Genomic DNA, 17,049 nt, shown 5'->3' on the forward strand with positions numbered 1-17,049 from the left:
CGCCTCCTCAGCTCGCCGGGTAGCGGTCGATGGCGGGCGGTTTCGGCGCCGGGACCCCGGAGAGGCCGAGGGTGGCGTCGTAGGCCTTCTTCCAGTCGCCGTTCTTCTCCCGGGCGGCCAGCGCGTCGTCGACGGCGAACCGCAGGGCGTTGTCGCCCTTGGGCACGCCGATGCCGTAGGGCTCCTTGGAGAACGGCTTGCCGACCACCTTGAGCTCGTCGGGCACCTTGGCCGCGTACCCGATCAGGATGGCGTCGTCGGTGGTGACGGCGTCGACCTGATAGGTCAGCAGGTTGTCGACGCAGACCGAGTAGGTGTCGTACGCGACGAGGATCGCCTTCGGGTAGTCCTTCTGGATGCGCTGGTAGGGGGTCGACCCGGCCGCCGAACAGACCTTCTTGCCGTCCAGGTCCTGCGGCCCCTTGATGTCGTCCTCGTCGGTGCGCACGAGGAGGCCCTGTCCCGCCATGTAGTAGGGGCCGCCGAAGCCGACGAGCTTCTTGCGGAGGTCGTTGATGGTGTAGGTGCCGACGTAGTAGTCGATCTGCCCGTTCTGCAGGGCGGTCTCGCGGTTCGCCGACGCGATCGTCTTGAAGGTGGTCGTCTTGGGTTCGAAGCCGAGCGAGGCCGCGACCATCTTGGCGATCTCGATGTCGAACCCGGAGTACTGGCCGGTCGCGGGGTTCTTCTCGCCGAGGAACGGCTGGTCCTCCTTGGCGCCGACGACGAGGTGACCGCGCCGCTTCGCCTTCTTCCAGGAGCCGGAGTCCGGCAGCGTGAATCCCTTCGCCACCTGGTACTCGGGCAGTTCGTCGGGCTGCGGCCCCTTCACCGGGGGGCTGCCCTCCTTGCCGCAGGCGGTCGCGGCGCAGGCGGCGAGGACGAGCGCCGCGAGCAGACGTGTCGTACGCATCATGGCGGGCCTCCCGTCAGTGCTTCAGGATCTTGGAGAGGAAGTCCTTGGCGCGGTCGCTCTCCGGGTTGCTGAAGAAGTCCTCGGGGGCCCGGTCCTCGACGATGCGGCCGGCGTCCATGAAGACGACACGGTTGGCGGCCGAACGGGCGAAGCCCATCTCGTGGGTGACGACGACCATGGTCATGCCGTCGCGGGCGAGGGCCTGCATGACCTCGAGCACTTCATTGATCATCTCGGGGTCGAGGGCCGACGTCGGCTCGTCGAAGAGCATCACCTTGGGCTCCATGGCGAGCGCGCGGGCGATGGCCACACGTTGTTGCTGGCCGCCCGAGAGCTGTGCCGGGTACTTGTCGGCCTGTGACGCGAGGCCCACCCGTTCCAGGAGCTCGCGGGAGCGCCGCGTGGCGTCGTCCTTCTTCCTGCCCCGCACCTTGACCGGCGCGAGGGCGACGTTCTGCAGCACTGTCTTGTGTGCGAAGAGGTTGAAGGACTGGAACACCATGCCCACGTCGGCACGGAGCGAGGCCAGCGCCTTGCCCTCTTCCGGAAGTGGCTGCCCGTCCAGTGCGATGGCTCCCGACTGGATCGTCTCCAGCCGGTTGATCGTTCTGCAGAGCGTGGATTTCCCCGACCCTGACGGGCCGATGACCACGACCACCTCCCCCTTGCCGACGGTGAGGTTGATGTCCTGGAGGACATGCAGCTCCCCGTAGTACTTGTTCACATCACGCAGCTCGATCAGCGGATCGACGGCCATGCCCTGCCCTGCCCACTCTCGGCGGTGTCGGTCCGCGCAAACTATCCACGCGAAAACGGGACTTACTGGACGACACGCACGTATGGGCATTAACCGTATTTCCAGTTACGTCATCCCGCGGCTACGCCTCCGACGCCTCCGCGTAGACCTGGGACAGCTCGGGAGCACCCGTCACCGCCCAGTCGAGCCCCGCCTCGACCACCTGGATCTCGCGCCCCGACGCCAGCAGCACGACGGGGCTGCCGCCGGGCCAGACGTGCCAGGTGGCGCCGGGCACCACACGGACGATGACCGAACCGAGGTAAAGCCCCGCGTCGTTGCCGAGCCACGGCAACAGCTCGGGATCATCGCGCCAACGCGGCAGGAGCTGGTCGAGCGCGGTCAACGAGGCGGGGGAATCGTCGAGTTCGAGCCCGGCGGTGGCCGCCTGGGAGCGCAGCAGCTCGCATTCGGCGAGGAGTTCGGCCACCCCGGCCGGATCCTCGCCGAACGCCGTGGCGAGTCCTGGGCTCCGGTCGGCGGACTGCTGCCTGCGCCACCTGCCGAAGAAGGAGATGTTCATGATCGGCCTCTCCGTGAGGGTGCCTCTGCTCCCCCGGTCCAACGAATGTAACTTGCGTCAGTTGATCACGGAATGATGCGAATCCGGCCACGCGGCGGGGAACTGCGGGAGCGCGTCGGCCAGTAGCCCCACACGGCCAGGGATCAGACCAGGACAGAGCTGTGTCAATTCCAGGTGAAGTGCGTTGACTCCCATCAGCGGCCCGAAGACCGTTGATGCCAGCCGCCAGCCCACTGCCTGTGGCACTCACGTCCCGAGAGGTTTATGCATGCCTGAGAAGCCGATCAAACTGGCCATCATCATCGGCAGCGTCCGCGGTGGTCGGTTCGGTACCACCGTGGCCGAATGGTTTGCCGGGCAGGCGGAGTTGCACGGGGACGTCGATGCCGAGGTCATCGACCTCCTCGACCACCCGCTGCCGCTGGAGATGCCGGCCTTCGGCCAGCAGGCGCCCGCGGAGGTCGCCGCCGTATGGAGCGGTCTCCAGGCGCGGCTCGTCAAGGCCGATGCGTTCGTCGTCGTGACGCCCGAGTACAACCACGCCGTTCCGGCATCGCTCAAGAACACCATCGACTGGTTCCGCGCCGAATGGGTGGCCAAGCCCGTCGGCCTGGTCTCCTACGGCGGTGTCGGCGGCGGTCTGCGCTCTGTGGAGCACCTGCGCCAGATCTTCTCCGAGGTCCACTCCATGACCGTGCGGGAGTCGCTCAGTTTCCACAACGCGTGGGCGGACTTCGAGAAGGAGGGCGAGCCGGTCAGCCCCGAGGGCAGCGACGCCGCCGCCGAGAAGCTGCTCGACCGGCTCGTGTGGTGGGCCGACGTACTGCGCGAGGCGCGCGTACGGAACCCGTACATCGTCTGACGTCACCCACCTCAGGTCAGGGGCGCGTGGGAGACCGCGCGCCCCTCACTTGTGTCATCTCCGGCCGCGTGGATTCCCGGCGGCCCTTCCGAGGAGGATCTACATGAGCACAGAGCGCAGAGCACTCGTACTCGGCGGCACCGGGTTCCTGGGCCGCCGGATCGCGGCGGCGTTCGAGGCGGCGGGCATCGAGACGGTACGCGTGGCGCGGAACGCGTCAGGCGACGGCTCGTCCGTCACCCTGGATCTGGCGGCGGCCGAGCCCGCGCGGCTGGACCGGCTGCTGGCCGACACCCGCCCCGACATCGTGGTGAACGCGGCGGGGATCGCCTGGCAGTCCGACGAGGACGGCATGCGGCGGATCAACGCCGACTTCACCGCCCGGCTCGCCGACGCGGTGGCCCGCTGCGCGCACGGACCGCTGCTCATCCAACTGGGCACGGTGCACGAGTACGGTCCCGCGCCCGAGGGCACCAGCACCGCCGAGGACCACGAGACGGCGCCCATCACCGCCTACGGGCGCACCAAGCTGCTCGGCTCGCAGGCCGTCCTCAAGGCCGTGCGCGAGGACGGGCTGCGGGCCGCCGTGCTCAGGATCGTCAACGTCTGCGGCCCCGCCACCCCTCCCACGAGTCTGCTCGGCCTCGTCTCCGCCCACGTCGCGCGGCACACAAGGGATGCTGAGGTGCCGGCGCCGCTCGAGGTCACCCCGCTCGTCGCCCGCCGCGACTACGTGGACGTGCGCGACGTCGCCGACGCGGTGCTCGCCGTGGCCGACGCGGGTGAGCAGGCCGTGGGCCGGGTCTTCAACATCGGCCGGGGAGAGGCCGTCCCGGTGCGGGATCTCGTGGAGCGGCTCGTCGCGTTCGGCGGCGTACCGGACGCGGTACGTGAGCGGCCCGCCGAGCAGGGGGCCGGTGTCGGTGGGGCCGAGTGGCAGCAGGTGGACATCTCCCGGGCCCGCGACGTGCTCGGCTGGCAGCCCCGGCATTCACTGGAGGACTCGCTGCGCGACCAGCTGGGTGGTGACGTGACGACCGCCGTGTCGCCCGTGGCGCGGGCGGTGGCGCGACAGACGGGCATGCGTGTCCTGTTCGTGCCCTTCCCCGGCGTGTCCCACATCCATCCGATCGTGCCGCTGGCCTGGGCGATGCAGGGTGCGGGCCACCAGGTGCGGGTGGCCGTGCACCCCGGCATGACGGACACCGTCGGCGCCGCGGGGCTCACGACGGTGCCGGTCGGGGTCACGGAACAGCTCACCCGTGTGATCGAGTTCGCCACCAACCCCGACATGCTCAACGTCCTCAACTCCCAGCTCTCCCTGGACGTGGGCGAGGACAACGGCGACGGCGAGCTGTGGGCCCGGAAGTGGGCCGAGACCCTGAGCCGGCTCCACGTGTCCCGCGGCGCCCTGGAGGACCTGGTCGCGTTCTGCGAGAGCTGGCGCCCTGACCTCGTGATCTGGGACCCGTTCAGCGTCGCCGCCCCGGTCGCCGCCAAGACATCGGGCGCCGCGCACGCCCGCCTCCTGTGGGGCCGGGACAACATCGCCTGGCTGCGCGCGAAGTCGCGGGAGCGGCTCGCGGCCAGGCCCACCGAGGCGGACCCCGTGACCGACCTGATGGCGCCCATGCTGGAGAAGTTCGGGTACGCCTTCGAGGAGGAACTGCTGCTCGGCCAGTGGACCATCGACCCGACACTGCCCGGCCTGCGTCTCCCGCTCGATGTTGACCAGGTGCCGGTGCGCCGGGTGCCCTACAACGGGACGTCCGCGCTGCCGGACTGGCTGCGCGAGCCGGTGCGCGCGCCCCGGGTGTGCCTGACCCTGGGCGTGGGAGGGCGCGGCCAGCAGCTGTTCCAGGAGAGCGGTGTCACGCTGCCCGAGCTGTTCGACGCGGTCGCCGACCTGGACATCGAGCTGGTGACGACGCTGGACGCGGAACGGTACGCGTCGGAAAAGCCGATCCCCGCCAACGTACGCATGACGGACTACGTCCCGCTCGATCTGCTGCTGCCCTCTTGCTCGGCCGTGGTGCACCACGGCGGCGGCGGGACGTTCGCGGCCGCCGTGGCCCACGCCGTGCCGCAGCTGGTGGTGCCGATGGAGTTCTGGGGCGAGAAGGCGATCGCGGGGCACCTCGCCGAGCGGGGTGCGGGACTGGTCGTCGACAGCGTGGAGTTCGGCCCGCAGCGGCTACGGGAGGGGATCGTGCGCCTCCTGGAGGAGCCGTCCTTCCTTCAGGGTGCGGTAGAGCTGCGCGACGAGGCCGCGGCCGTCCCAAGCCCCGGCGACATCGTGCCAGTGCTCGAGGAACTGACCGCGCGGCACCGCAAGTGACACCGCCGGAGGAGGCGGTCATGACGTCTACCCCCGTCAGCTGCCCGCCCGTTGGTCACGTCGTCTGCGAGGAGCTGCGCACCGACGCGGCCGAGACGGCCCAGGCGCTCGTCGACCTGCTCGCCGCAGAAATGCGGGGGTGGGTCGGCGGGCGCGAGGGTTTCCTCTCGGCCCGGCTCCACCTGAGCCCCGACGGTACGACGGTGGTCAGCTGCGTCGAGTGGGCCGAGGAGAAGCACCATGCCGCCGCGGCCGAGAGCTGCCCTGCCGACAGCCCGCTGCGCACCCTGTCCGAACGGCCCGGTGTCGTGTCGCACACGTCCTTCGTCAACCCACCGCAGTGGCTGACCGAGGACTCTTTGCGCGCCGGCGTGGACGCCCCGGCGAACCGCACGAGGCAGGAACAGGCCTACGCGGGGGCGGCCGGGCCGGCGGCGGGTGCAGGAAGTACGGGCTCGCTGACCACCGGAGTCATGTCCCCGCTCGGCCAGCTCCGGCTCTTCGAGAAGAAGTACGACCCCTCGTCCGCCGAGGTCCTCGACGGCCTGCCCTTCGATCCGGCCTGGCGCTGCCTCGAACTGGGCGCCGGGGCCGGCTCGATGAGCCGGTGGCTCGCCGAGCGGGCGCACCGCGGCAGCGTGCTCGCCGTCGACGCCGACACGACGTTCCTCGACGCCGGGCACGCCGCCAACCTGACCGTCCGGCAGGCCGACATCGACCAACTGGAATTCCCGCCGGACTCGTTCGACCTCGTCTTCACGCGCGCCACGCTCGAGCACCTGCGGGACCCCGACGCCGCACTCGCGCGGGCCCGCGGCTGGCTGGCGCCGGGCGGCTGGCTGGTCGTGGGCGACTTCTACTACATGCCCGCCGACGAAGCACCCACCGCCGTCGGCCGCGCTCTGCTGCGCGGCTACGTGGACCGTATGAAGGCCGTCGGCGCGGACATGAGCTGGGCGCGCGGGCTGCCCGCCGCCCTGACCCGCACCGGCCTCACTTCGGTCGGCACCCACCTCACCGCCGCGGGCCCCGGGCAGTCACCGGCCGACGACGAACTGATCGGGCTGCGGATGCGGCAGGAGGGACAGAACCTCGTCGACAGCGGCCTGGTGACGGCCGAACAGCTCGCCGACTTCCTGGGCACTCTCGGCACGCCCGCCGCAAGGGACCTGACGGCTCTGCTGGTCACCGCCTGGGGTCGGCGCCCCGCGGACTGAGAGCTCCACCGCCACCCAAGGAGACCCGATGCGCGTTCTGTTGATGTCCACCCCCGTCCCGACGCACTTCACCCCGATGGTCCCGCTGGCCTGGGCACTGCGGGCCGCGGGTCATGAGGTGCTGGTGGCCGGCCAGCCCGATGTGCTGCCCGCGGTCGCGGCCGCGGGTCTGAACGGCGTGAGCATCGGGCCCGCCTATCACGTGGAGGACTTCCTCTCCGGTGCCGCAAAGGACGGCAGGCGCCCCATCGAGAGCGCCTCCCGCGCCGACATCGAGAAGGGGATGACGGGCGCCGGTACAGGTTGGTCCCTGCACACCCGCTACCTCTGCGAGGCCTACCTGGAGATGGCCCGGTTCTTCGGCCCCGACCTGGTGGTGTGTGATCCGCTGGAGTTCAGCGCACCGATCGTCGGGACGCTGACCGGCGCCCCGGTCGTGCGCCACCGGTGGGGGGTCGACCCCATGTCGGACCTCGCGCACACCCGGGCGCGACAGGCCCTGGGGTCGATGTGCGAGCGGCTCGGCCTCGCGGAGCTGCCCGGCCCCGACCTGGTGCTCGACCCCTGCCCGCCCTCGCTACAACTGCCCGCCACCACCACGGGAGCCCCGATCCGGCACGTGCCGTACAACGGGAACGGCGGGCTGCCCCGGTGGCTCGCTCACCACCGTGCCGATCCCGGCGTGCGCCGGGTGGCCGTGACGCTCGGCGGCCACACTCTGGACATGAACGGTGTGCCGTTGGTCCGCCGCATGCTTCAGGCCTTCGGCGACCGGCCCGGCGTCGAGGTGCTCGCGACAGTCGACGCCCGTCATCGCGACGATCTCGGACCACTGCCCGGCTCGGTGCGTCTGGTGGACCCGGTGCCACTGAACCTGCTGCTCCGCACCTGCGACGCGGTCGTCCACCACGGTGGCGCGGGCACGGCGATGACCGCCACCGCCTTCGGCCTGCCGCAGCTCGTGCTGCCGCAGTTCGCCGACCAGTTCGCGCACGGCGACCGGATCGCCGACTCGGGTGCGGGCATCGCCCTGGACGACGCCGACGCGCAGAACGACCCGCGGTCGCTGCGGGACTCCTTCACCGAACTGCTCACGGAGCCCCGATATGCCAAGGCCGCCCACGAACTGCGCGCGGAGATGGAGGGCATGCCGTCGCCTGCGCGTGTCGTCACCGACCTGGAGCAGCTCGCGAAGACCGGCCGCCGAGCCCAGTAGAGAAGATCACCGCCGGTTCACCGGCCTCAAGGGTGGGACACCTCATGCGCATTCTCTTTGTCGGTTCCGGCAGTTCGGCGACCGTCTACGCCCTGGCACCGCTCGCCACCGCGGCCCGCAACAGCGGCCACGAGGTCTTCATGGCGGCTCACGCCCAGGCCATGCCCGCCGTGGTGGGTGTCGGGCTGCCGGCCGTGCCCCTGACCGAACGCCCCTTGTGGGAATTCATCGGCAAGGACCGGTCGGGACGTGAGCTCACCCTGCCCACCGACCCCGCCGAGGGGGGCCCGTTCGCCGGACGGGCCTTCGCGCGGATGGCCGCCGCCAACTTCGGGCCGCTCATCGACCTGGCACATGACTGGCGGCCGGACCTCGTGGTCGGCGGCACGATGTCGTACGCGGCCGGACTGCTCGGCGCACGCCTCGGCATCCCCGTCGTACGCCAGGCGTGGGACATCTCCGACGCGGACACGATCCACCCCGGCGCCGACGAGGAACTCCGTCCCGAACTGAGGGAGATGGGCCTCGACCGGCTTCCGGAGCCCGACTTGCTCATCGACATCTGCCCACCGGCACTGCGGCCTCCGGGCGCGCCCCCGGCGCAGCTGATGCGCTGGAGGCCCGGCAATCAGCAGCAGATCCTCGAACCCTGGATGTACGCCAGGGGAGACCGGCCCCGCGTCTGTCTGACGTCGGGGAGCAGGGCCTCGCTCCGTGGCCACGACAACAGCTTCACCTTCCTGCGCGACATGGCGAAGACCATCGGCGCTTTGGACGTGGAGCTGGTAGTCGCGGCACCGGAGGACATCGCCGCCGAGTTGCGCGCCGAATCCCCGGCCATCCGGTCTGGCTGGTTCCCGCTGGACGTCGTCGCGCCCACCACGGACCTCATGATCCATCACGGGGGCGGGGTCACCATGATGACAGCGATGAACGCGGGTGTTCCCCAACTCGTGCTTCCCAACGGCCCGCTGGCCATCCCCACGTCGCGGCGGCTGTCGGCCCAGGGCTCCGCCCTGACCCTTGTGCCGGGCCAGGACAGTCCGCGGGACACCGCTGCGGCCGCCGAGAGAATCCTGGGCGACGCCTCCTTCCGGCGCAGCGCGCGCGTGCTCGCGCGGGAGATCGCGGGGCTGCCCCTTCCCTCCGACGTGGTCCGCGAGCTGGAACGGCTCTGACCCGCCACCCGCCACCCGCCAACGGAGATCTGGCATGAAAACACTGTTCGCGATGGTGCCGGCCACGGCGCACCTCTATCCGGCCGTCCCGCTGGCCGGCGCACTGATCGGCGCGGGGCACCAGGTCCGGGTCGCCACTCCCCCGGAGCTCGTCGACACCGTCACCGGAGCCGGTCTCACGTGTGTCCCCATCGGAGAGGAGGGCCTGCTGGCCGGGATCGCCGAGGAGACGGAGGCAGGCACCACCCTGCTCACTGCGCTCGGCGACGCCCTTCAGGACACGTCCCCTCCGTGGCACGCGCGCAAGCCGCTGCCTCCGCGCCCCCTGCTGAGTGCGTTCATGAAGTTCTTCACCGTCCCGCCTTCCGCGCCCACCGGGACCACGTCCATGGACGACCTGGTCGCCTTCGCCCGCTCCTGGCGCCCCGATCTCGTCATCTGGGACCCGATGTTCTTTCCCGGTGCCGTCGCCGCCCGCGCGAGCGGTGCCGCGCACGCCCGCTTCCTGTGGTCGGTCGACGACATCGGCTGGACCCGGGAGCAGTTGCGGCTCACCGGTGTGGAGTCCGGCTCCAGCTCTGACCCGATGGCCGAGCGGATGCGCGCTTCACTCGGTCGGTTCGGGCTCGAGTTCTCCGAGGACCTGCTGGTCGGCCAGTGGAGCATCGACCCCATGCCGACGCGGATGCGCCTGCCCGTGGACCTGCGTTACGTACCGGTCCGGTCGGTGCCGTTCACGGGTTCCGCCGCGCTCCCCAAGTGGCTCTGGGAGGCGCCGCAGCGGCCACGCGTGGCGCTGTCCGCAGGAGTGAGCATGCGGAAGTCCTTTGCCGGGGCCGGCAGGTTTCCGCTCTCCGGTCTCGTGGAGGCGATGTCCGGCCTGGACATCGAGGTGGTGGCGACGCTCGACGACTCGCAGCTCGCCGACGTGGGCACCGTGCCGGACAACGTGCGCGTCATCGAGTACGTCCCCCTCGACCTGCTCCTGCCCACCTGTTCGGCCGTCGTGCACCACGGCGGCGGCCGGACGTTCGCCGCCGCCGTCGCGCACCAGGTCCCGCAGCTCGTCTGCGCGGAGGACGGACCGCACGTCACCGACATCGGACGCTACATCGCCGAACAGGGCGCGGGCCTGGTCATCGACAATGACCCCTTCGACGTGGACACCGTGCGCAAGCAGCTCGTCGATATCCTGGACGATCCGTCGTTTCTGGACGGCGTCCGGAGTCTGCGTCAGGACATGCTCGCCACACCGAGCCCGCACGACATCGTCCCCGTCCTGGAGCGGCTGACCGCGGAACACCGGACCTGAAACACCGTGAGTGTCCGTCAGGCGCTCCCTGCCTTCTCCGCATGCTCCGCCTCCTCCGTCGCGCCCCCGGGCTCCTGCCCGGTCTCCGTCCGCAGCGGGACCTCGCGGATCAGCCAGGAGATCCCGAACATGAGCACCGCCAGGGCTGCCGCACCGATGACGGTGCCCTGCAGACCGCTGGTGACCGCCGCCTCGTAGGCGTCCCGGATCCGGTCCGGCATGGCCTTCAAGAGCTCGGGAGTCATGCTGTTGCCGTCCTCGGACAGTTGCTTGCCCTCCGCGGAGCCGAGCCGGGCGGTCAGCTCCTCCGCCAGGTTGTTCACGTACACCGCGCCGAGGGCCGCGACACCCAGCGAGCCGCCGAGCGTACGGATCAGCGTGACGGAGCCGCTTGCCGCGCCCATGTCGCGGGGCTCCGCGCTGTTCATCGTGATGAGCACCGTGCTCTGCATCATGAAGCCGAGGCCGAGGCCGAGCACCAGGGTGAGGCCGGAGACCAGGGCCACCGGAGTGTCCACCCGGAGCAACAGCAGGACCAGGGTGCCCGCCACGCTGAAGACCCCGCCGAGGATCGGGTAGATGCGGTACCTGCCCGTCTTGCTGATCAGCCGGCCCACGGTGATCTGCACGGCCAGCATGCCGAACATCAGGGGCAGCAGCAGCATGCCGCTCGCGGTCGGCGACATCCCCTGCACGAACTGCATGTACTGCGGCAGGTAGTTGGTCGCGCCGAAGATCACCGCGCCGACAAGGAAGCTGAGCACCTGTACGACGGTGAAGTTCCGGTCGCCGAACAGCCGCGGCGGGATCAGCGGCTCATCGGCCCGCTTCTCCACCCGTACGAACCAGGCGAACGACAGGGCCGCGACGGCGGCGAGCCCGACGATCTCCGGTGAGATCCACTCGTAGTTGTTGCCGCCCCACGTCGAGAGCAGCGTCAGCGCCAGGACGCCGGTGACGAGGAGCGTCGCGCCCGAGTAGTCGATCTTCGCCTTGGAGCGCTCACGATTCAGCCGGATGCCGAGGCCCACCACGACCAGGGCGATCGCCCCGAGGGGTGCGTTGATGTAGAAGACCCAGCGCCAGCTCAGATGGTCCGTGAAGAACCCGCCGATGAGCGGCCCGGAGATGTACGCCACCGGCATCATCACGCCGAGCATGGACTGCAGCTTGCCGCTCTCGCGCGGCGGCACGAGTACGCCGATGATGGACAGCGCGCCGACCATCAGGCCGCCCGCTCCGAGTCCTTGGACGGCCCGGAAAGCGATGAGCTGGTTCATGTCCTGGGCCGCCCCCGACAGCATCGAGCCGGCCAGGAAGATCACGACCGCGGTCATGAACGAGCCCTTGCGGCCGTACATGTCGCCGAGCTTCCCCCAGATCGGTGTGGAGGCGGCGGTGGCGAGCAAATAGGCCGTCACCACCCAGGAGAGCCGGTCGAGACCGCCCAGGTCGCCCACGATCGTGGGCAGCGCGGTGCCGACGATCAAGCCGTCGAGCATGCCGAGAAACATGCCGAGCATCAGCCCGAAGACACCGAAGTAGAGCGACCGTTGGCGCGCCGGGGACCTTGGTTCGCTTGCCCTGGTGTCCGGTTCTCCGGCTTCTGTGGTCGCCATCGCGACTCCCCAATCGAATGTGGTGGACACGGGCCGCGTACAGCGGAATACCCGATCGTTTGTGTACGACGTATCCAGCGGCAAATACAACGTACACAGCGGCGTGTACGTTGTCTACGGCTGATACGCTGTATGCAGGTGAACGGGAAGGAGGCCACACCCGTGGCCAGAGAGAAGCAGTCCCCCACCACGTCTCAGTGCGAGGTCGGCGACAAGAAAAGGATCTCCCTGTGGGAGCGGCTGGAGCGGCCGGTGGCCGCACCGCGCGCCCTCGCACTCTCGCCCGGCCGGATCGCGTCGGTCGCGGTCGCGATCGCCGATGCGGAGGGGATCGAGGCCGTCACCATGCGACGGCTCGCCACCGAACTCGAGGTCGCGCCGATGGCGGCGTACCGGTATGTGTCCGGCAAGGACGACGTCCTTGAGCTGATGGTCGACACGGTCTACGGCGAACTGAAGGTCCCCGACGACCCGAGCGACTGGCGCGAGACGATGCGGGTGCTCGCCATCAACACCCGCCAGCTGGTGCTCACGCACCCGTGGCTTTCCCAGCTCTCCTCACCGAGGGCCATGTTCGCCCCGACCCCGAACCGCCTCGCCGTCACCGAGCACGCGCTCGTCGCACTGGATGCCGCTGGCCTCGGCCCCAAGCTGAGCATGGCCGTGCTTGAGACAGTCAACGCGTACGTGTACGGCAGCTCGTACACCGAGGTGTCCATGCAGCTCCTCATGAAGGGGCAGGGCTGGACGCACAGTGACGACGTCAAGCTGGCCATGGCCCCGGAGTTCACCTGGCTGGTGGGCACCGGCCGGTACCCCACGTATCAGCGCAGTGCTCTGGCCGGCGGCCACTTCGGAGACCCACAGGCCAAGTTCGAGTCGGGTCTGGACTGTGTGCTCGACGGCATCGGCGCCCGGATGGGCATTTGACGCCGGAGCGTTGCCGCCCCCTGTCGGCCAGGAGCGCGGCGACGGCCGCCGCGCAGGAGACGACCCCGCCGACGTAGAGCCCCGAGCGCGCGCCCGCCTCCTCGCTGAGTCGGCCGACGAACAGGGCGCCGAGCGGTGTGGAGCCCTGGAAGACCAGGGTGTAGAGCGCCATCACCCGGCCGCGGTACTCCGGGCTCGTGCCGAGCTGAACGCGGTGGTTGGCCGCTTGGGCAAACCAGACCGTCGCGAAGCCGGTGAGCACGAGCAGGACCACGACCGCCGGGTAGGAGGGCGCGAGGCCGGTGGCCGTCTCCAGGACGCCGAAACCGAGCGCGGCCACCAGGACCGTACGGCTCGTGGGGCGCCCGCGACGCGCGGTGGTGACGACCGCAGCCGCGAGGGAACCGACGGCCAGGGCCGCGGTGAGCAGGCCGAACGCGCTGACATCGGAGTGAAACTCGGTCTTGGCGAGCAGCGGCAGCGTGAGCTGGAAGTTGAAACCGAACACGCCTATCACCGCGACGAGCGCCAGCGGCAGCATGAGATCCGGGCGGCTCCGCACATGACGAAGCCCGTCGACGACTCGCGCGCGGGACGCCGCACGTAGGGGCCTGTGCAGCTCCTCGGGTCGCATCATGCGCAGAGCCACCACGGTCGACGCGTAGCTCACCGCGTTCAGCGCCATCACCTCGCCGATGCCGAGGCGACTGATCAGGAGGCCGGCGAGGGCGGGTCCCACGATGCGGGCCACATTGAAGTACGCAGCGCTGAGCGCCGACGCGTTCGGCAGCAGATCGGCGCCGACCATCTCGCTCACGAAAGCCATACGCGTGGGAATCTCCAGGGCGTTCACGATGCCGAGGCCCAACGCGAAGAGGTAGACGTGCCACAGGACCGCCCGGTCACCGAGCACCAAGAGCCCCAGGAGCAGCGCGAAGAGACCCGACACGACGTTCGCGACGGTGAGCAGGAGCCGCTTGTCGTGGCGGTCGGCGAGTCGCCCGCCGTAGAGCGTGAGCAGCAGCAGCGGCGTGAACTGCAGAGCCGTGACGATGCCCAGGGCGGTGGCGGAGTCGTCGCTCAGGGAAAGCACCAGCCAGTCCTGGGCGACGACCATCATCCAGGTGCCCGCCACGGAGACGACCTGCCCCGCCGTGAAGAGACGGAAGTTGCGTACGGCGAGCGAGCGGAACGTCTTCATGAGGTGCCTTCAGCCGACGACGGTCCACGTGTCGCCGCCCGCGAGCAGCGCGGCCAGGTCGCCCTTGCCGTTCTGTTCGATGGCGGTGTCGAGCTGATCGGACATCAGGGTGTCGTAGACCGGCCGCTCGACGTTGCGGAGGACGCCGATGGGGGTGTGGTGCAGGGTGTCGGGGTCGGCGAGGCGGGAGAGCGCGAAGGCCAGCGTCGGCGAGGTCGAGTGCGCGTCATGGACCAGGATCTGGGACTCGGTCTCGGACGTGACCGGGACAACTTTGAGATCGCCGGTCGCCGGGTCGCGTACGACGCCCTTGGAGCCGAGGCCGCTCTCCAGCGGAGCCCCGAAGCGGATGGGCTGCCCGTGCTCCAGGCGGATCACCGCCTCTTCGGCCTGCTGCTTGTCCTTGAGGACCTCGAAGGCGCCGTCGTTGAAGATGTTGCAGTTCTGGTAGATCTCCACCAGCGCGGTACCGGGGTGTTCGGCGGCCTCGCGCAGTACGGAGGTGAGGTGTTTGCGGTCGGAGTCCACGGTCCGTGCCACGAAGCTGGCCTCCGCGCCGATGGCGAGGGAGACGGGGTTGAAGGGCGCGTCCAGGGAGCCCATCGGCGTCGACTTGGTGATCTTGCCGACTTCGGAGGTCGGGGAGTACTGGCCTTTGGTGAGGCCGTAGATCCGGTTGTTGAACAGCAGGATCTTCAGGTTGACGTTGCGGCGCAGGGCGTGGATGAGGTGGTTGCCGCCGATGGACAGCGCGTCGCCGTCCCCGGTGACCACCCACACGCTCAGGTCCCGCCGCGAGGTGGCGAGTCCGGTGGCGATGGCGGGGGCGCGGCCGTGGATGGAGTGCATGCCGTAGGTGTTCATGTAGTACGGGAAGCGGCTTGAGCAGCCGATGCCCGACACGAAGACGATGTTCTCCTTGGCCAGGCCGAGCTCGGGCATGAAGCCCTGCACGGCCGCCAGCACGGCGTAGTCACCGCAGCCGGGGCACCAGCGCACCTCCTGATCGGACTTGAAGTCCTTGGCCGCCAGGGGGATGTCGGTTCTGGGGATGAGGGTGAGTGCCTCAGCGCGCATCGAGGGCCTCCTGGAGGGCGGTGGCGAGCTGTTCGGCCTTGAACGGCATGCCGTTGACCTGTGTGTGGGACTGGGCGTTGACGAGGTAGCGGGCGCGGATCAGGGTCGTGAGCTGCCCGAGGTTCATCTCCGGGATCACCACGCGGTCGTAGCCGCGGAGGATCTGGCCCAGGTTGCGGGGGAAGGGGTTGAGGTGGCGCAGATGGGCCTGCGCCACGCTGTGTCCGGCGGCCCGCAGGCGGCGTACCGCCGCGGTGATGGGCCCATAGGTCGAGCCCCAGCCAAGGACCAGCAGGCGCGCATCGCCGCCGGGGTCGTCGACTTCGAGGTCGGGCACCTGGATGCCGTCGATCTTGGCCTGGCGGGTGCGGACCATGAAGTCGTGGTTGGCCGGGTCGTAGGAGATGTTGCCGGTGCCGTTTTGCTTCTCGATGCCGCCGATGCGGTGCTCCAGACCGGGCGTGCCGGGGATCGCCCAAGGGCGCGCAAGAGTCTCCGGGTCGCGCTTGTAGGGCCAGAAGACCTCGGTGCCGTCCTCCAGTACATGGTTCGTCCCGGAGGCGAAGGGCACGCGCAGATCTGGCAGCTGTGCCTGCTCCGGGATGCGCCAGGGCTCGGAGCCATTGGCCAGATAGCCGTCGCTCAGCAGACACACCGGGGTGCGGTAGGTCAGAGCGATCCGGGCCGCCTCCAGTGCCGCGTCGAAGCAGTCCGCCGGCGTCTTCGGTGCCACGATCGGCACCGGTGCCTCGCCGTTGCGTCCGTACATGGCCTGCAGCAGGTCGGCCTGCTCGGTCTTGGTCGGCAGTCCGGTCGAGGGGCCGCCGCGCTGGATGTCCACGATCAGCAGCGGCAGTTCCAGCGACACCGCCAGGCCGATCGTCTCCGACTTCAGCGCCACACCGGGCCCCGACGTCGTGGTCACCGCGAGCGAGCCGCCGAAAGCCGCACCCAGCGCCGCCCCGATGCCCGCGATCTCATCCTCGGCCTGGAACGTGCGCACACCGAAGTTCTTGTGCTTGCTCAGCTCGTGCAGGATGTCCGAGGCCGGAGTGATCGGGTACGAGCCCAGGTAGAGCGGCAGATCCGCCTGCCGGCCCGCTGCGATCAGGCCATAGGACAGGGCGAGGTTCCCCGAAATGTTCCGATACGACCCGGCCGGGAAGGCGCTGGTCGCCGGAGCGACCTCGTACGAGACCGCGAAGTCCTCGGTCGTCTCACCGAAGTTCCAACCGGCTCTGAACGCAGCGATGTTGGCCTCGGCGATGTCCGGCTTCTTGGCGAACTTCGTCCGCAGGAACTTCTCCGTGCCCTCGGTCGGCCGGTGGTACATCCACGACAGCAGACCCAACGCGAACATGTTCTTGCTGCGCCCCGCATCCTTGCGCGACAGGCCATACGACTTCAACGCCTCGACCGTCAGCGTCGTCAACGGCACCGGATGCACCTGGAAGGCGTCCAATGACCCGTCACTCAGCGGCGATTCGGCGAAGCCGACCTTCTGCATCGCGCGCGGCGTGAACTCGTCGGTGTTGACGATGATCTCGGCCCCGCGGGGAACATCCGCAAGGTTCGCCTTCAGCGCGGCCGGGTTCATCGCGACCAGGACGTTCGGCGCGTCACCCGGCGTGAGGATGTCGTGGTCGGCGAAATGCAGCTGAAAGGAGGAGACACCCGGCAGTGTCCCGGCAGGAGCACGGATCTCGGCGGGAAAGTTCGGCAGTGTCGAGAGGTCGTTCCCGAAGGACGCCGTCTCCGAAGTGAACCGGTCGCCGGTGAGCTGCATGCCGTCACCCGAGTCACCGGCGAAACGGATGATCACCCGGTCAAGGCGGCGGATCTCGTTCTGCTTCAAGGTAGTCGC

13 protein-coding genes and 1 pseudogene are annotated in these 17,049 nt (G+C 69.6%); 7 read left to right on the forward strand and 7 right to left on the reverse strand.

The window, feature by feature from the left end:
* Positions 1 to 7: 7 nt before the first annotated feature.
* The 3 genes from AB0I66_RS21870 to AB0I66_RS21880 all read right to left on the reverse strand — a co-directional run bounded on the left by AB0I66_RS21870 (position 8) and on the right by AB0I66_RS21880 (position 2,235).
* Positions 8 to 913 (reverse strand): glutamate ABC transporter substrate-binding protein, encoded by a 906-nt coding sequence (locus tag AB0I66_RS21870; protein ID WP_363210037.1) that lies wholly within the window; start codon positions 911 to 913, stop codon positions 8 to 10.
* Between the two features lie 16 nt (positions 914 to 929).
* Positions 930 to 1,673, reverse strand: a complete 744-nt coding sequence (locus tag AB0I66_RS21875) for an amino acid ABC transporter ATP-binding protein (RefSeq protein WP_363209581.1) — start codon at positions 1,671 to 1,673, stop codon at positions 930 to 932.
* 121 nt (positions 1,674 to 1,794) lie between these two features.
* Entirely contained in the window at positions 1,795 to 2,235 is a 441-nt protein-coding gene (locus AB0I66_RS21880; protein ID WP_363209582.1) for a DUF6278 family protein, read from the reverse strand.
* Positions 2,236 to 2,503: 268 nt separating this feature from the next.
* Between AB0I66_RS21880 and AB0I66_RS21885 the strand changes: the two genes are divergently transcribed.
* From AB0I66_RS21885 to AB0I66_RS21910, 6 genes are all read left to right on the forward strand, one after another.
* Positions 2,504 to 3,097, forward strand: coding sequence for an NAD(P)H-dependent oxidoreductase (locus AB0I66_RS21885; RefSeq protein WP_363209583.1), 594 nt, complete (start codon positions 2,504 to 2,506; stop codon positions 3,095 to 3,097).
* Positions 3,098 to 3,200: 103 nt separating this feature from the next.
* Positions 3,201 to 5,435, forward strand: a complete 2,235-nt coding sequence (locus tag AB0I66_RS21890) for an activator-dependent family glycosyltransferase (RefSeq protein WP_363209584.1) — start codon at positions 3,201 to 3,203, stop codon at positions 5,433 to 5,435.
* Positions 5,436 to 5,455: 20 nt separating this feature from the next.
* Entirely contained in the window at positions 5,456 to 6,652 is a 1,197-nt protein-coding gene (locus tag AB0I66_RS21895) for a methyltransferase domain-containing protein (protein ID WP_363209585.1), read from the forward strand.
* A 28-nt stretch (positions 6,653 to 6,680) separates the two neighbouring features.
* A complete protein-coding gene (locus AB0I66_RS21900) occupies positions 6,681 to 7,868 on the forward strand; it encodes a nucleotide disphospho-sugar-binding domain-containing protein (RefSeq protein ID WP_363209586.1) in 1,188 nt (395 codons plus the stop codon).
* Positions 7,869 to 7,912: 44 nt separating this feature from the next.
* Complete coding sequence (locus tag AB0I66_RS21905) at positions 7,913 to 9,046, forward strand: glycosyltransferase (protein ID WP_363209587.1); 1,134 nt, start codon at positions 7,913 to 7,915, stop codon at positions 9,044 to 9,046.
* 34 nt (positions 9,047 to 9,080) lie between these two features.
* On the forward strand, positions 9,081 to 10,358 hold the full coding sequence (locus AB0I66_RS21910) for a nucleotide disphospho-sugar-binding domain-containing protein (RefSeq protein WP_363209588.1): 1,278 nt from the start codon (positions 9,081 to 9,083) through the stop codon (positions 10,356 to 10,358).
* A gap of 17 nt (positions 10,359 to 10,375) precedes the next feature.
* Here the strand turns inward: AB0I66_RS21910 and AB0I66_RS21915 are convergent, their stop codons facing one another.
* Complete coding sequence (locus tag AB0I66_RS21915) at positions 10,376 to 11,977, reverse strand: MDR family MFS transporter (protein ID WP_363209589.1); 1,602 nt, start codon at positions 11,975 to 11,977, stop codon at positions 10,376 to 10,378.
* Between the two features lie 492 nt (positions 11,978 to 12,469).
* Here AB0I66_RS21915 and AB0I66_RS21920 point away from each other — a divergent pair.
* Positions 12,470 to 12,832 (forward strand): annotated as a pseudogene (locus tag AB0I66_RS21920) (TetR/AcrR family transcriptional regulator C-terminal domain-containing protein); the annotation flags it as partial.
* Here AB0I66_RS21920 and AB0I66_RS21925 read toward each other — a convergent pair.
* Genes AB0I66_RS21925 through AB0I66_RS21935 form a run of 3 tightly spaced genes read right to left on the reverse strand, consistent with a single transcriptional unit; the run spans position 12,765 to position 17,040 of the window.
* On the reverse strand, positions 12,765 to 14,108 hold the full coding sequence (locus tag AB0I66_RS21925; RefSeq protein ID WP_363209590.1) for an MFS transporter: 1,344 nt from the start codon (positions 14,106 to 14,108) through the stop codon (positions 12,765 to 12,767). The pseudogene AB0I66_RS21920 and the gene AB0I66_RS21925 sit on opposite strands and share 68 nt — an antisense overlap.
* A 9-nt stretch (positions 14,109 to 14,117) precedes the next feature.
* Positions 14,118 to 15,185, reverse strand: a complete 1,068-nt coding sequence (locus AB0I66_RS21930; protein ID WP_363209591.1) for a 2-oxoacid:ferredoxin oxidoreductase subunit beta — start codon at positions 15,183 to 15,185, stop codon at positions 14,118 to 14,120.
* Positions 15,175 to 17,040 carry a 2-oxoacid:acceptor oxidoreductase subunit alpha gene (locus AB0I66_RS21935; protein WP_363209592.1) on the reverse strand — a complete coding sequence of 622 codons (1,866 nt, stop codon included), beginning with the start codon at positions 17,038 to 17,040 and terminating at the stop codon, positions 15,175 to 15,177. Before AB0I66_RS21935 ends, AB0I66_RS21930 begins: the two co-directional genes overlap by 11 nt.
* Positions 17,041 to 17,049 lie beyond the last annotated feature (9 nt).

This window comes from Streptomyces sp. NPDC050439 (assembly GCF_040655335.1).
Taxonomy (GTDB): domain Bacteria; phylum Actinomycetota; class Actinomycetes; order Streptomycetales; family Streptomycetaceae; genus Streptomyces.

What these genes read in the sequence shown, in the direction of transcription:
- AB0I66_RS21910 (WP_363209588.1), top strand. Translation starts at nt 9,081, where the DNA reads ATGAAAACACTGTTCGCGATGGTGCCGGCCACGGCGCACCTCTATCCG.
- AB0I66_RS21890 (WP_363209584.1), top strand. Translation starts at nt 3,201, where the DNA reads ATGAGCACAGAGCGCAGAGCACTCGTACTCGGCGGCACCGGGTTCCTG.
- AB0I66_RS21915 (WP_363209589.1), bottom strand. Translation starts at nt 11,977, where the DNA reads ATGGCGACCACAGAAGCCGGAGAACCGGACACCAGGGCAAGCGAACCA.
- AB0I66_RS21870 (WP_363210037.1), bottom strand. Translation starts at nt 913, where the DNA reads ATGCGTACGACACGTCTGCTCGCGGCGCTCGTCCTCGCCGCCTGCGCC.
- AB0I66_RS21925 (WP_363209590.1), bottom strand. Translation starts at nt 14,108, where the DNA reads ATGAAGACGTTCCGCTCGCTCGCCGTACGCAACTTCCGTCTCTTCACG.
- AB0I66_RS21875 (WP_363209581.1), bottom strand. Translation starts at nt 1,673, where the DNA reads ATGGCCGTCGATCCGCTGATCGAGCTGCGTGATGTGAACAAGTACTAC.
- AB0I66_RS21905 (WP_363209587.1), top strand. Translation starts at nt 7,913, where the DNA reads ATGCGCATTCTCTTTGTCGGTTCCGGCAGTTCGGCGACCGTCTACGCC.
- AB0I66_RS21895 (WP_363209585.1), top strand. Translation starts at nt 5,456, where the DNA reads ATGACGTCTACCCCCGTCAGCTGCCCGCCCGTTGGTCACGTCGTCTGC.
- AB0I66_RS21900 (WP_363209586.1), top strand. Translation starts at nt 6,681, where the DNA reads ATGCGCGTTCTGTTGATGTCCACCCCCGTCCCGACGCACTTCACCCCG.
- AB0I66_RS21880 (WP_363209582.1), bottom strand. Translation starts at nt 2,235, where the DNA reads ATGAACATCTCCTTCTTCGGCAGGTGGCGCAGGCAGCAGTCCGCCGAC.
- AB0I66_RS21930 (WP_363209591.1), bottom strand. Translation starts at nt 15,185, where the DNA reads ATGCGCGCTGAGGCACTCACCCTCATCCCCAGAACCGACATCCCCCTG.
- AB0I66_RS21885 (WP_363209583.1), top strand. Translation starts at nt 2,504, where the DNA reads ATGCCTGAGAAGCCGATCAAACTGGCCATCATCATCGGCAGCGTCCGC.